This is a genomic window from Enterococcus casseliflavus NBRC 100478 (genome assembly GCF_001544095.1).
Lineage (GTDB): Bacteria > Bacillota > Bacilli > Lactobacillales > Enterococcaceae > Enterococcus_D > Enterococcus_D casseliflavus.
The window spans coordinates 28,646-42,977 of record NZ_BCPT01000023.1; the positions used below are offsets into that span (position 1 = coordinate 28,646).

Consider the following 14,332-nt stretch of genomic DNA (forward strand, 5'->3'; position numbering starts at 1 on the left):
ATCAAAAATCCCACAGCTTTCCCAATTTCTTTCCTTTAAACGAGAAATTTGTTTGACGGTTTCTATCGATTACGCAAAAACAAGCATCTACAAGAGATGCTTGTTTGCAGACAGTCGACGCTTCCTATTGAATCGTGCGCAATTGCTCGATCCGTTCTTGGACTGCTTTTTGTTTTTCAAGATAATCGGCTTCTTTGCTGCGTTCTTGTGCTACGACTTCCTCTGGTGCATTGGCAACGAAGCGTTCATTCGCCAGTTTGCCTTGTACCCGTTGAACTTCTTGGGTGAACTTCGCTAGTTCTTTCTCCAAACGCGCGATTTCTTCTTCAATGTTGATCAACCCAGCTAACGGCAAGTAGATCGTCGCACCTGATAGGATAGCTGACATCGCCAATTCAGGGGCTTGTAAGCTGTTAGAGATTTCTAGTTCTTCTGGATTACAGAAGCGTTCGATATAGTTTTTGTTGGCGATCAAGAATTCTTCGATCTCAGGCTCATTTGCTTGGATCAGCAAAGTGATTGGTTTCGAAAGTGGTGTGTTTACTTCTGCACGGATGTTTCGAACCGAACGAATCAATTCTTTCAACACTTCCATCCCTTGCGCCGCTTTTTCATCGGTCCATTCTGGTGCCACTTGTGGATACTCAGCAACGACTAATGATTCCCCTGTATGCGGCAGTTTGCTCCAGATTTCTTCTGTAACAAATGGCATGATTGGGTGCAACAAGCGTAAAATTTGATCAAGAACATGGACTAAGATGCTCTTATTGACTTGTTTCGCTGCTTCATTGTCACCGTATAAGGTTTCTTTCGACATTTCAATGTACCAGTCACAGAAGTCATCCCAGATAAAGTTGTATAATTGACGACCCGCTTCCCCAAATTCGAAGCGTTCAAAAAGGTCAGTGACTTTTTCAATCGTCTCATTCAAGCGCGTCAAGATCCAACGATCCGCCACTGATTTTTCACCAGAAAAATCAATGTCTTCGGCAGTCATTTCGCTGACATTCATCAAGACGAAACGGGAAGCATTCCAAATTTTATTGATGAAGTTCCAAGCGGCATCCATTTTTTCATAGCTGAAACGCACATCTTGTCCCGGTGCAGAGCCATTTGATAAGAACCAACGCAATGCATCGGCACCGTATTGTTCAATGACTTCCATCGGATCGATCCCATTTCCAAGCGACTTACTCATTTTGCGACCTTGTTCATCACGGATCAATCCGTGGATCAAGACATTTTCAAATGGTCGTTTGCCAGTAAATTCCAAGCTTTGGAAAATCATACGGCTTACCCAGAAGAAAATGATGTCGTATCCGGTCACTAATGTATTCGTTGGGAAGTAGCGTTGGAAATCTTCATTGGTTTCATCTGGCCACCCCATTGTTGAAAACGGCCATAAAGCAGAACTAAACCAGGTATCCAATACGTCTGGATCTTGCTGCCAATTTTCGGCATCCGCTGGCGCTTCAAGTCCTACATACATTTCTCCCGTTTCTTTGTGGTACCAAGCTGGGATTTGATGGCCCCACCACAACTGACGAGAGATCACCCAGTCATGGACATTTTCCATCCAACGTAAGAATGTTTGGTTGAAACGTGGCGGATAAAAGTCCACCGCATCGTCGGTTTCTTGGTTGTCGATGGCTTGTTTTGCTAATGGTTCCATTTTTACGAACCATTGTGTCGATAAACGAGGTTCGACTACTACGCCTGTCCGTTCTGAGTGCCCTACACTATGGACCATTTTTTCGATTTTGATCAGACGACCTAACGCCTCTAAGTCTTTCACGATTTGCTTACGAGCAGCAAAACGATCCATGCCTGCATAAGTACCTGCTAAGTCGTTCATTGTTCCGTCATCATTCATGACATTGACCCGTGGTAGGTCATGGCGGTTACCGACCTCAAAGTCATTCGGGTCATGGGCAGGAGTGATTTTTACGACCCCAGTTCCAAATTCTTGGTCCACGTACTCATCTGCGATGATTGGGATCTCTTTATTGACCAAAGGCAAGATCACTTTTTTACCGATCAATGCTTGATAACGTTCATCTTCTGGATGAACCGCGACTGCTGTATCCCCCAGCATCGTTTCTGGACGAGTCGTTGCGATCTCCACCACACCGCTGCCATCTGCTAATTCGTAAGACATATGGTAAAAAGCACCTTCGATGTCTTTGTGGATCACTTCAATATCAGATAATGCCGTGCGGGCTTGCGGGTCCCAGTTGATGATGTACTCGCCACGATAGATCAAGCCTTTTTCATATAGCGTCACGAAAACTTTACGGACCGCTTCGGATAATCCATCATCTAATGTGAACCGTTCACGGCTATAGTCTAGAGATAAACCTAGTTTCGCCCATTGTTCCCGAATGTGACCGGCATATTCTTCTTTCCAATCCCATACTTGTTCAACGAATTTTTCCCGACCAAGGTCATAGCGAGAAATCCCTTGTTCCCGCAGCTTTTCTTCTACTTTGGCTTGGGTAGCGATCCCGGCATGGTCCATACCTGGTAGCCATAAGGTGTCATACCCTTGCATCCGTTTTTGACGAATGATGATGTCTTGTAACGTGGTATCCCAGGCATGACCTAAGTGCAATTTTCCTGTTACGTTTGGTGGTGGAATCACGATAGAATAAGGTTTTGCTTCTTTGTTGCCGCTTGGTTTAAAACGGTCATGTTCTAACCAATCTTGGTAGCGCCCCGCTTCTACTTCTTGGGGATTGTACTTGGTGGATAGATTTTCAGTTTCTGTCATAGTTGGTCCTCCTAAAGTTACGTTTTTTAGACGTAATGGTTGGTGTGGTTTTTTTTTGCCTGTTGCTGGGTAAAGCATGACAATGTTTGAATCGTTCAGGATTAGTGCCGTGGTAGAGATGATTATCAGCTGTTTGTTGACGCCTCGCTTGTTGTTCGTAAAAAAACGTTGCTTACAGAGGTCAAGGCTCGCTTCCGTGATCCGCTATTGTGTCTTAGGGCTTTTGGCAACCGATCTGACTCGCTTCGTGAACCAATTTTGATGACTTCTTGTACTGTTCATCATCTATTCTGTCTTGCTCCGCAAGCCAATCATAGTGATTCCTAGTATGGTTACTACGCTCCCTATGGTCGCCTAGTACTGTTCATCATCTGCTCTGTCCCACTTTGTGGGCCACTCGCAGTGATTCACAGCAAAAAGCGCCCTAATGCCGAGGCATTAGGGCGCTGATACGCGGTACCACCTAAATTGCAGATTGCTCTGCCACTTTGACGTGAGGTAACGTTCACGACGCGCTTGATCTTACTGTGCGGCTTTGTCTGCAAGAAACAAACCGTGGTTCGGATCAAAGACCTTCAAGCTACCTTTTCAGTGTCTGGGGAAGTCTTGCACCGACCGACTTCTCTCTGACCGCCAGGGTCACTGATACTCCTCTTGAACATTGTCTTGCTATCATAGATTCTTGTTTCATCTTGCTACATTCTACAATGAACTTTTTTGAAAGTCAATCAGAGGTTTGCTTTCGCAGCATCAATGGCTGCTTGATAATCCGGTTCGTGTGAGATCTCAGGCACGATCTCAACGTGTTGGATCACGCCTTCACGGTCTAAAACGAAAATTGCTCGGGCAAAATGACCGAAGTCTGGGATCATGATTTGATAGGCCTCACCGAAGGTATTCGCCGGATCATGAAGCATGATCATGTCAACACCTTCTTGGCCGCACCATTGCGCTTGTTCTTCTTTTGTATTGTTAGAGATCGTGACAAAATGGATGTCATCCAATTGACTTGCCTCTTGGTTGAAACGCTTGGTCTGCAATGCACAGACGCGTGTCACGATATCGGGAACAACGCTGATGATCGTTGGTTTTCCTAAAAAATCAGTCAGTGTGTATTCCTTGTCCTCTAAACTTTTCAAGCGAAAATCAGCTGCTTTATCCCCTACTTTTGGTTGGTTGCCAGGCATCTCATAAACCGTTTCTTTGCGTGTAACTTGCATAACATCTCTCCTATAGCATTTTCTCCCAGTATAAGAAAGATTGTCAAAAAACGAAAAGGATTTGCTCAGACTTTCGATTTTTGCGAGTAGGTCGTATCAAAAAAGATCAATGTTTGCAATTCTGTCGTCAAATCAATGTATTGGATATTGACGTCTTTTGGCACGATGACGGGATCAGGGGCAAAATTTAAAATCGCTGTGATCCCAGCATCCACGATCGCATCAATCGCCATTTGTGAATAACTACTAGGAACGGTCGAAATCGCTACGGTGATCCCTTTTTCTGCTACGACTTCCGCCAATTGATCCATTCCATAGACATAACGCCCACTAATGGTCTGACCAATCATTTCTGGATCATTGTCAAAAACCGCGACCACGGAAAGATTTTCATTTCTGCGAAAATTGTTGTTGGCTAACGCTTTTCCTAAATTTCCATAACCAATCAAGGCGATTTTTTTCTCTTCATTGGTTTCTAAGATATAGCTCAATACCTCAATCAGATAGGGAACATCATAGCCATAGCCACTTCTGCCCAATTCTCCTAGATGAGAAAAATCTCGGCGGATCGTGGCTGAAGGAACTTGCGTGATTTCTGCAAACTCTTTCGATTTGATTCGCTGAATACCAGAGGCATCCAGTAATTTTAAGTGTCGTAAATAAGCTGGCAAACGTTTTGCCGTCGCTTTCGGAAGTTTTTTATCTCTTAATGCTTCCATCCTGTCCACCCTCCTTGTTAAATGATTCACATATTGAGTGTAACATGTTCCATTTTCAATAGCAAGAAAATATTCACAAACTCTCTCACTCGATGAAAAACGACCACAAATGTTCAAAAACAGTTGTGGTCGTAGCATTAAAATCGGGGTTTTATTATAAAAATTCAGCGAATTCCGTTGCTGCTTTTTCTTGATTTGCCGTGATTGCTTCCAGTTTCAACCCAGCCATCGCACGTTCCATCATCCCTTCGATATCGAGACGTTCTTCATATTGGTGGACCTTATCCAGTCTTGGGCGCGTCTTTGGTTGAGGAGGTGCAAAGATTGTGCAGCAATCCTCAAATGGCTGAACTGATAATTCAAAGGTATCAATGGCTTCGGCAACTTCAATGATTTCCAATTTGTCCATCGTTGCCACTGGGCGCACGATCGGCGTATTGGTTACTTCATTGATGGCGACCATGCTATGCAAAGTTTGTGAAGCCACTTGTCCTAATGATTCACCATTTAAGATGATCAAGCCATGACGAGCTTCCCGAATCGCATCCGTCAAACGCAGCATCATCCGACGGGTGATGGTCATCCAATAGCCTTGTGGCACACGATTTTTGATTTCTTCTTGGATTTCTGTAAACGGAACTTCGATAAACTGGATGCTTCCCACATAAGGCGCAAGCTTCTTCGTTAAATCTTTGGCTTTTTGCAACGCTTGTTCACTCGTATAAGGAGGACTTGCGAAATGGACCGCTTCGATCTCAACACCGCGTTTCATGGCAAAGTAGCCTGCAACTGGCGAATCGATACCGCCAGAAAGCATCAACATTCCCTTTCCACTGGTGCCCACTGGCAGCCCCGCGGCTCCTTGGATCGTTTCATAAGATAAATAAGCGCCATCGATCCGTATTTCTACACGCAAATTGATGTCTGGTTTTTTCATTTGGACTTTGATATCAGGAAAACGGTCGATCACCGCATTACCTAAGGTCAAATTCAACTGGTTGCTATCTTGCACAAACGAATGATCACTGCGCTTGGCTGTGATTTTGAAGGTCTCAACGCCCGTATAGATCTCTGCCATGACGTCTTGAACGGCTTTCTTTAATACTTCGATATCTTTTTCTACCCGAATGCTGGGGGAAAAGTTTTGAATCCCAAAGACTTTTTGCAGCTTAGGAATGATCTCTTGGCTGTTTTCACCGTTCAATAGCAAGTGCATGCGATCTCGCTCGGCATGAACTTTGACATGGGGATAATCTGCTAAGGTACGTTTGACGTTTGAAGCTAATTGCATAATAAAACTACGACGATTTTTGCCCTTTGTTGACAGTTCGCCATAACGAACCATGATTTCTGAATAATTCACGAGAAAACTCCTTTGATTTGGATTGATTTTATAGTGGTAAGTCGTGCTTAATTGATTTTCGAAAATTTTTGGTACAACTGGTGGAAGACGATCAGAAACTGCTCGACTTCTGCCATTGTATTGCTCTCATCTAAACTGATACGAACAGCCGATGTTGCTAACTGTTCTGGAACGTGCATCGCATGAAGCGTACTGCTGGCCATCTTTTTACGGGAAGAACAAGCGCTCGTCGTCGAAAGATAGATCTGCTTTTCTTCAAAGGCATGGACTAAGACTTCTCCTCGGATCCCTTTTAATGAAAAACAAAGTATGTGCGGCGCAAACCCTTCTGTGCCAGAAAAAAGCGTGACTTTCTCGTACCCAGCCAGTGCTTCTTGCAAATAGCCTTTTAATAATTGAACATGGTTCGACTTTTCAGCCTTTTGTTCTGTCGCTAAACGTAGGGCTTTTGCCATAGCAACGATTGCTGGCACATTTTCGGTACCGCTGCGCTGGTTTTGCTCTTGCCCACCGCCGGTCATCAATGGCGCCAGCTTACGACCTTGTTTCCAATAGATAAAGCCTGCGCCACGAGGTCCATGAAATTTATGCGCAGAGAACACGGCAAAATCGACCCGCTCATTGAACCATTGTTCTTGCGGCACCTTTGTGATGGCTTGGACGGCATCTACATGAAAATGGATCGTTGGGTGGTCCGCTAGCAAAGCTGCGATCTCATGGATCGGTTGGATCGACCCTACCTCATTATTGACCGCCATCACCGAAACCAAAATCGTTTCTTTGCGAATCATGTTTGCTAATTCAGACACGTTGACAAAGCCTTGGGCATCGACAGGCACCACACTGACCTCAAACCCTAACTCGGCTAATTGAGCCGCTGTTTCACTGACGGCAGGGTGTTCAATACTGGAAATAATCAGGTGATTCCCATAGGCTTTTTTCGCTAAAGCAGACCCTTTGATGACCCAGTTGTCTCCTTCAGTTCCCCCACTGGTAAATGCGATCTCTTTGGAAGAAACGTTTAACAGATCGGCGATCTGCTGACGAGATTGCTGCAGCAGACGATTGGCTTGATTTCCTAAATCATGCAGGCTTGAGGGATTGCCGATAATTCGCTGACTGACTTGGACATATGTATTTAAAGCTTGTGGATAAATAGCGGTTGTTGCACTGTTGTCAAAATAGATCAATGATAGGACCCTTTCTCTAAAAAAATTCTTTCCCATTATAACTGCTCTTGGGCTGAGTTTCAAGGTGACTCGCTGGCTTTGGCTTTTTTTAAAGGAAACTTTTCCTTCCTTCGTAAGCGGTACTCATGCAGCGAGCCATTCTTTCCATGAAAAAAGCCAGTCAGTTTTTCACTGCTGGCTTTCGTATTATACTAAGTCGCGGTTATTGAAGTAGAAGTTTTCGATCCGTTTGAAGGCACCTGGTTCTACTCGTTCCAACGCTGTGCCGATTTCATCTAGCGCATCTTGATAGCGATATTCTTTACTAAACAAGTAAAGTGATTTGTCGATCGCTGCCTTGATATCTGGATGAGAATGACGATAGCGGTTGGCATATTGCATCATTTGCTCAGTCAATGCCGCAGCATCCACTAAGTCTTTTGTTTGTTCATCTAAAAGATCAAGATCTTCTTCACAGACAGAAACCAATTTATTGATTTCTTGCATGTTGATGCGAATCTTGTTCAATTCTTTGCCTAGTTCTTCGACACGATCCGTTGCCACGAAGAAGAATTCTAAATACTCGCCTGGCAAACCAGGTAAGCGTTGTTTCTCAACAAACCGTTTCAAGTTGCGTAGACGGAATTCGAAGCTTTCCACTTTTTCTTGCGCAACTTTTTCGCCCCGACGTAATTCCGCAAGAGAATCATCGATTTCAACTTGCTGGCTTTCCACATCATCCAAAATCTTGTAGGCATCTTTGTAGAAGCTTTGCACTTCTGAATAAGGAATCTCATGTTTTTCCAATTTCGGTAAGTACTCGTTGTTGCGGCGAGCCAATTCGTCCACTTCGGTTTGGAAGCCGCGGACGCGACCCAATTCATTATGATTCAAAGTATAGCTTTGTGCCGTATGATCCAACTCGATCAACAACTGACGGTTGTTCTTCGTTGCATGGTCAATGTAGTCTTCGATGATCTGACGATTTTTCATGACATATTTCTTGGCATTGATCTCACGTTCCATCACCGTATACAAGGCATCAATATCACTTGCAGTATCACGGCTTGCCACTTCAACGGAAGCGACTTCTGTTTTCGCTAGATCGTTCATGGAGTTTTCAACCCGTTTTTTCACACGGTTGATTTCTTCTTGGAAGTTTGCTTCTGGGAACACATATTTTTGTTCTAATAATTTTTTATAACCTTCTTGGATTTCTTTCAACTGATCAGGGAAGGTACGATTTAATTCTTCGTACGCCGCTGGGATCCGTTTCATTAGGTCTTCCACTTCATAGGTGTGTTTTTCCGCTTGGTCTAACACTTCCCGTGCTTCCACAGGATCGCCTGAAGTATTTAAGGTAACAAATTGGGTGAACTCAATTTCAATGTTTTTGATTTGTTTTTGCAGCTCATTGTAGGCAGGACCGAATTCTTCGCCTTGATCCCGCAGCTTCTTCTTCAAGTCTTCGTAAACGTCCAGCGCTTTTTGAACTTCCAGTGAATTTCGTTCTTCACTTTCTCGTAATTCTTTCAAGCCTGCGCGAATCTCTTCCACTTGGCGTTCCATCTCGTCCATGGTCGCTTCGGCTTGGACGATCGCCCCTTTTGCTTTGAAAAAGCGGATGCGTTCGTTCAGCTCTTCCACTTCAAAGATTTGACTTTCAAGTTCAGCAAAAGATTTTGTGGAGATATCTGTCCATTGTTGGTTCCACTCACGGAAGGTGTTTTGACTTTGACCAACCAAGTGCATTCTTTTTACTTCATCGACTTCTTCGATCACCGGCAAGTCAAACAGATTTTCTTTGCGTTTTTCCAAGTCATTCAGCTTTTCTTGGTTTTTCTTCCGCATGAAAAAGCCAATTGCATACAAGACCGCTGCTATGATGATGATGGCAATGACAATTCCAAAGATGATATTAGTTCCCATTTTGTGGTTCCTCCAATTTTCAAATATACATGTTTCGTCTAAAACCTGCTGATCAGCAGATTGATTGATAAGTTCGTTGAGTATAAAAAGGACAGATAGTCCCTTTATAAAAAAGCATCTACGCTAGATTATAGCATAAAGAAAAAAATCAAGCATTAGATTGAGGCAAAAAAGATCGACTTTTTTCGCATCGAATAAAATAAATCACGGCTTTTCCAGCGATAATGAAAACAAATCGTGAAATTTACATCAACAAGTGACTTTTTTTCTGATTTTTCCGATTTTTTTCAAGAAACCGCTTGATTTCTCCCTATTGAAACTGTACTCTAGTAAAAAGCTTGAACAGGAGTAATGTCAAATGAAAGTAGCGAAATTCGGAGGCAGTTCCCTTGCCTCAGCCGAACAAGTCGAAAAAGTTGTTGCGATAATTGAAAGTGATCCTAAAAGACGGTTTGTTGTTGTTTCAGCGCCTGGTAAGCGTTCCAGCGACGATCAGAAAGTCACCGATCTGTTACTAGCAGTCTGTACCCGTCTGTGTGCTCAAGAAGAAATCACTGATTTAATAGAAGAAATCTATGCCCGCTATACAGCGATCGCTACCCCCTTTGGGATCGAACAAGTCCATTTAGACCGCATCTGGCAATCTTTGGCGGCTTTTCAAACGCTGCCTACCCAAGACAATCCGCATCTTTATGATACGGTCTTGGCAAGCGGCGAAGACAACAACGCCAAATTGATCGCTGGGATTTTACAAAGCCGTGGGTTAGCTGCTCGCTACATGAATCCGCAAGAACTTGGGTTGCTGGTGACGGATGAACCTCAAAACGCCCGTATCTTGAACAAGTCGTACGCCAAGATCGCACAATGGCGCGACAGTCCTGAAATCTTAGTGATTCCTGGCTTCTTTGGCTACACAGAAGCCGGCGAGATCTGTACCTTCTCTCGAGGAGGATCAGATATTTCTGGTGCCATCGTGGCGGCTGGTCTGCAAGTAGAATTGTACGAAAACTTTACCGATGTCGATGGGATTTTTTCTGCTCATCCAGGCTATGTTCATCATCCAGAGTCCATCAAAGAAGTGACCTACCGAGAAATGCGAGAGCTGTCTTATGCGGGCTTTACTGTGTTGCACGATGAGGCCTTGATGCCTTCATACCATGCGAAAATTCCCGTGGTGATCAAAAACACCAATAATCCAAGTCATCCTGGTACCTTGATCACCAACCAGAGAGACAATTTGGATCAGCCCGTGATCGGCGTTGCCAGTGACGAAGGCTTTTGTATGATCTATATCCGCAAATACTTGATGAACCGCGAAGTTGGGTTCACGTTACGGGTCTTAGAGATTTTCCGTGAATTTGATTTAAATTATGAACACATGCCTTCAGGAATCGATGATATCTCGATCATTATGCGCTCCAACCAGTTGAATCCAGTATTGGAAGAAGAACTGTTGCGCAAGATCGCCTACGAGATCGATCCCGATGAACTGCGAATGACCCACGATCTATCCATGGTCGTCGTCGTTGGTGAAGGAATGCGTCAACGAGTCGGGATCACTGCCGACAGTACCGCTGCCCTTGCGCGGAAAAATATCAACTTAGAGATGATCAACCAAGGGTCCTCTGAGGTCAGCATCATGTTCGGTATCCACAAAGAACAAGAAAAAGCCGCTGTCAGAACCCTTTACTACACTTTCTTTGATTAAACCAAACGTGCCAGTTGCCCGTTCCGATTGCTTATCAGCAAAAGGAGTGGTGCAACTGGCACGTTTGGTTTTTATTCTGACGATTCTTGGGCTTGTTTTTGTGCCAATTGGCGGTTGATTTCTGCCTTGATTCGCGGTTCAGGAGCAAACCGTTCTTCCCAATCGCTCGGCTTCATGACTTTGTGGGTCTCAGGATCATAATGAGGCTGCCCATCTGGGAAAAGTTTTCCCATGTTGGCGTCATGAACGATAGCCAGAATCGGCGCTGGATCGACCCCTAACAGTGAAAAAGAGCCATAGGTAAAATACAGTAGATCACAAAGCGCATCGACTTGTTCTACTAGAGAATCACTGACAGGCTGTTGTTTGGCAGCCAGCTTGGCTTGGGCTTGATCGATCGCTTGATGCAAATGCTCCAGACCTGCTTGAAAGGTCTCTTCGTCATTGTTGCTGGCAGCATAAAGGAACTCAACTAATTCTTCAATTTTAAAACCAGCACGAAACTGGGCTTTTTCCGCTGAAAAAGCTTGTGGATATGGCGGTCGCGTTGGATCAAAGGTTTTATGAAACTCTTCCGTCATTTCAAATGGACTCATTTTGCTCGCTTCTTTCTGCTTTTTCTCATGGTTCTGTTTTATGGTTCTGCGCTGTCTTCTACGTTGCGTCATAGATTGGCTACTTGCTTATTTTTTTATTCATTCTCTGCCTTGGGCATCCTCGGCAATGATGCCAAAATGGATCAAGGCTTTCTTGATGCCGTCATGATCGTTAGTATCCGTCACAAAGTCAGCACTGGCTTTAGTGATGGGCTGGGCATTGCCCATCGCAACCCCGATCCCCACGCCTTCTAACATTTCCACATCATTAAAATGATCCCCAAATGCCATCGCTTCTTCCATCGCGATCCCTTCATAGGCCAAAAATTCTTTGATGCCTTTGATTTTCGAACCGTTTTTCGGCACGATGTCAACAGAATAGGCATTGGATCGCTTAAAATCACATTGCGGCAGCTTGGACCGTAATTTTTCGCGCTCTGATTCAGGGCTCAGCATAATGCACTGATAAATGGGCTCTCGTAAAATATCCAACGATTCATAGCGTTTGGCGTTGCGATTGGGACTAAAGCGCTGCAAGACTTTCTTTAAAAAACCGACGGGAAATTTTTTGGGCACATAGCGTAAGTAGCGCTGCATGACGGGTGATTGGCTTAAGCGGATCGTTAAGCTGCCAGCCACTTGGGTTTCTCCGCCAAACATGACTTGGCGGTAATTTTCATCTGCGTATTCTACGATCGCTTCCAGCGTTTGTTTTGGAAAAGGTTTAGCATAAATCAAGTTTTCCTTCGTGTAGACATATTGGCCGTTATAGGTGATAAACATGTCTAACGACAAGTAATCGATCACCTTCTCTAAATCAACCGGACCACGTCCGGTGGCAATGCCGCAGAGGACGCCATTGGCTTGGGCTTGTTTGATGGCTTCACGGGTACTGGCAAGCGCCTTGCCGTTGCTGGCAATCAGCGTGCCATCAATATCAAAAAAGATTGCTTTTATCATATGACTCCTCAAAATAATTTCAACTGATTAGGATTTAATGCTTCGTAATCGATCTGCAGCGCATCGATCAATGCGCGAGCATTGTCAGCGGCATCACGACCGGCATTATTATTGAAGACCACTGCGACTTCTTTGGCATTGGCTTCGATGGCTTGGACTGCGTGTTTTAACTCCGTTAGTTCGGCTTGGTCATAACGATACAAGGTCCGCAGATTTTTGGCATCTGGTCCTGTCGCTGTCCAGCCGCTGTCGTTGCGTCCATGAAAACGGCACAAGACAAACGCGGGATTGGTCACGGTTGGATCAAGGGGAATGGTGGTCGATAGCTTTTTCGGCTGATCAACAACTACTAAGGAAAACTGCTTTCGCTTCATATAATCGATCATGCCCGGATACAGTTTCGGCTGATACCAGCTGCTGTCTCTCAGCTCGATCGCCACTGGGTAGCCCGCAAACCATTCTCGCACTTGGTCTAAATAGGCGACATTTTCTTTCGTACATTTAAAGCTGTTGGGAAACTGTGCCAATAGGCAAAAGAGTTTGCCTGCTTCTACCATTGGTGCGATCGCTTCTTTATAAAGCTGCAGCGCTTCGGTCATGGTCAACTGATCTGGCAAATCTCCTTGGGTGGTCACACTTTGATGGACTTTCAGCACAAAGCGGAAATTTTCGGGAATCTGGGTCAACCAGTTGCGCACGTCTTTTTCTTTTGGCAAAAAATGATAGGTGGTATCCAGCTCAACTAACGGAAAATAATGGGCATACTCAAATAATTTCGAGTTTTTTCTTTGCACGAGACTGCCATGTTCACTAAATGTGGTACAACCAATTCGAATCATTTTTTCCCATCGCTCCTTGTTTTCTTATTTTAATAGTATACAATAGTTTTGAGTTAAGAGTAAATAAATCATTGCAGGTGATGAAAAAATGAAACGAATTCTCGTGTTGCACACTGGCGGCACCATCGCCATGAAAGAAGATACCCTGACAGGCGGCGTCAGCCCTGATGTCAGCAATCCGCTGATGGATGCACCGATCCACATTGACGACGATGTTGAATTGATCGTCGAAGACATTTTTAATATTCCCAGTCCTCATATGACCCCAAAAGAAATGCTGCAGTTGAAAGAACGTATCCAGCTGGCGCATTTAAGCGGTGTCGATGGGGTCGTGATCACTCACGGAACCGATACGCTGGAAGAAACAGCCTTCTTTTTAGATACCACAATCGGCGGTCAGTTACCGATCGTGGTGACTGGCGCCATGCGCTCAAGTAATGAAATCGGCAGTGACGGGCTTTATAACTTTGAAAGTGCGATTCGGGTGGCGAAATCACCGGATGCCTTAGGAAAAGGCGTCTTAGTCGTCATGAACGATGAGATCCATTCCGCACGTTATGTTACGAAGACCCACACCACCAATATTGCGACGTTCCGCACCCCGACATTAGGTCCGATCGGCTTAGTCACAAAGCACCGTATCTTGTTCATGCAAGAGCTGTTAAATAACCGCCATTTGGATGTTGATCGTGTCGATGGTCTGTTTCCGATCGTCAAAGCCTATGCGGGAATGACTGGGGAATTGTTCGATGCTTTAGCCGACTCGCTGATCGATGGACTAGTGATCGAAGCTTTAGGCGCTGGCAATCTGCCGCCGCAAACCATAGAGCCTTTGAAAAAACTGATCGCTAGAAACATTCCAGTCGTCTTAGTTTCTCGCTGCTTCAACGGCGTTGCCGAGCCGGTCTATGACTACTTAGGCGGCGGGATCGAATTGCAAGCTCTTGGGGTGATTTTCTGCAATAGCATCAATAGCCAAAAAGCCCGCATCAAATTGCTGATAGCGAAAAACCGTGGGTTGACCATGGATGAACTGCCTGATTTCATGGAGAATTAACC

Annotated in this window: 11 protein-coding genes and 1 other annotated feature; of the genes, 2 read left to right on the forward strand and 9 right to left on the reverse strand. The window is 44.6% G+C overall.

Annotated features, from left to right (window positions below):
* Positions 1 to 124: 124 nt before the first annotated feature.
* The 6 genes from ECA1_RS15175 to ezrA form a co-directional block, all read right to left on the reverse strand.
* Positions 125 to 2,770: a valine--tRNA ligase gene (locus ECA1_RS15175; protein WP_060792939.1), complete on the reverse strand. Its 2,646-nt coding sequence runs from the start codon at positions 2,768 to 2,770 to the stop codon at positions 125 to 127.
* 436 nt (positions 2,771 to 3,206) lie between these two features.
* Positions 3,207 to 3,441, reverse strand: a binding site (T-box leader).
* A 57-nt stretch (positions 3,442 to 3,498) separates the two neighbouring features.
* On the reverse strand, positions 3,499 to 3,990 hold the full coding sequence (gene tpx / locus ECA1_RS15180; RefSeq protein WP_010747457.1) for a thiol peroxidase: 492 nt from the start codon (positions 3,988 to 3,990) through the stop codon (positions 3,499 to 3,501).
* A 65-nt stretch (positions 3,991 to 4,055) separates the two neighbouring features.
* Complete coding sequence (locus ECA1_RS15185; protein WP_060792940.1) at positions 4,056 to 4,709, reverse strand: redox-sensing transcriptional repressor Rex; 654 nt, start codon at positions 4,707 to 4,709, stop codon at positions 4,056 to 4,058.
* 154 nt (positions 4,710 to 4,863) lie between these two features.
* Complete coding sequence (gene thiI, locus ECA1_RS15190) at positions 4,864 to 6,072, reverse strand: tRNA uracil 4-sulfurtransferase ThiI (RefSeq protein ID WP_005225147.1); 1,209 nt, start codon at positions 6,070 to 6,072, stop codon at positions 4,864 to 4,866.
* Positions 6,073 to 6,119: 47 nt separating this feature from the next.
* A complete protein-coding gene (locus ECA1_RS15195; RefSeq protein WP_060792946.1) occupies positions 6,120 to 7,262 on the reverse strand; it encodes a cysteine desulfurase family protein in 1,143 nt (380 codons plus the stop codon).
* A 186-nt stretch (positions 7,263 to 7,448) separates the two neighbouring features.
* Complete coding sequence (gene ezrA / locus ECA1_RS15200) at positions 7,449 to 9,170, reverse strand: septation ring formation regulator EzrA (protein ID WP_005225145.1); 1,722 nt, start codon at positions 9,168 to 9,170, stop codon at positions 7,449 to 7,451.
* Positions 9,171 to 9,528: 358 nt separating this feature from the next.
* Here ezrA and ECA1_RS15205 point away from each other — a divergent pair, with 358 nt between their 5' ends.
* Positions 9,529 to 10,878 (forward strand): aspartate kinase, encoded by a 1,350-nt coding sequence (locus ECA1_RS15205; RefSeq protein WP_060792941.1) that lies wholly within the window; start codon positions 9,529 to 9,531, stop codon positions 10,876 to 10,878.
* A gap of 71 nt (positions 10,879 to 10,949) precedes the next feature.
* Here the strand turns inward: ECA1_RS15205 and ECA1_RS15210 are convergent, their stop codons facing one another.
* The 3 genes from ECA1_RS15210 to ECA1_RS15220 form a co-directional block, all read right to left on the reverse strand.
* Complete coding sequence (locus ECA1_RS15210) at positions 10,950 to 11,474, reverse strand: pyrophosphohydrolase domain-containing protein (RefSeq protein WP_034695349.1); 525 nt, start codon at positions 11,472 to 11,474, stop codon at positions 10,950 to 10,952.
* A gap of 99 nt (positions 11,475 to 11,573) precedes the next feature.
* On the reverse strand, positions 11,574 to 12,434 hold the full coding sequence (locus ECA1_RS15215) for a Cof-type HAD-IIB family hydrolase (protein WP_060792942.1): 861 nt from the start codon (positions 12,432 to 12,434) through the stop codon (positions 11,574 to 11,576).
* A gap of 8 nt (positions 12,435 to 12,442) precedes the next feature.
* Complete coding sequence (locus ECA1_RS15220; protein WP_060792943.1) at positions 12,443 to 13,273, reverse strand: DUF72 domain-containing protein; 831 nt, start codon at positions 13,271 to 13,273, stop codon at positions 12,443 to 12,445.
* 88 nt (positions 13,274 to 13,361) lie between these two features.
* On the opposite strand from ECA1_RS15220, the gene ECA1_RS15225 reads away from it, so the two are divergent.
* A complete protein-coding gene (locus ECA1_RS15225) occupies positions 13,362 to 14,330 on the forward strand; it encodes an asparaginase (protein ID WP_005225140.1) in 969 nt (322 codons plus the stop codon).
* Positions 14,331 to 14,332 lie beyond the last annotated feature (2 nt).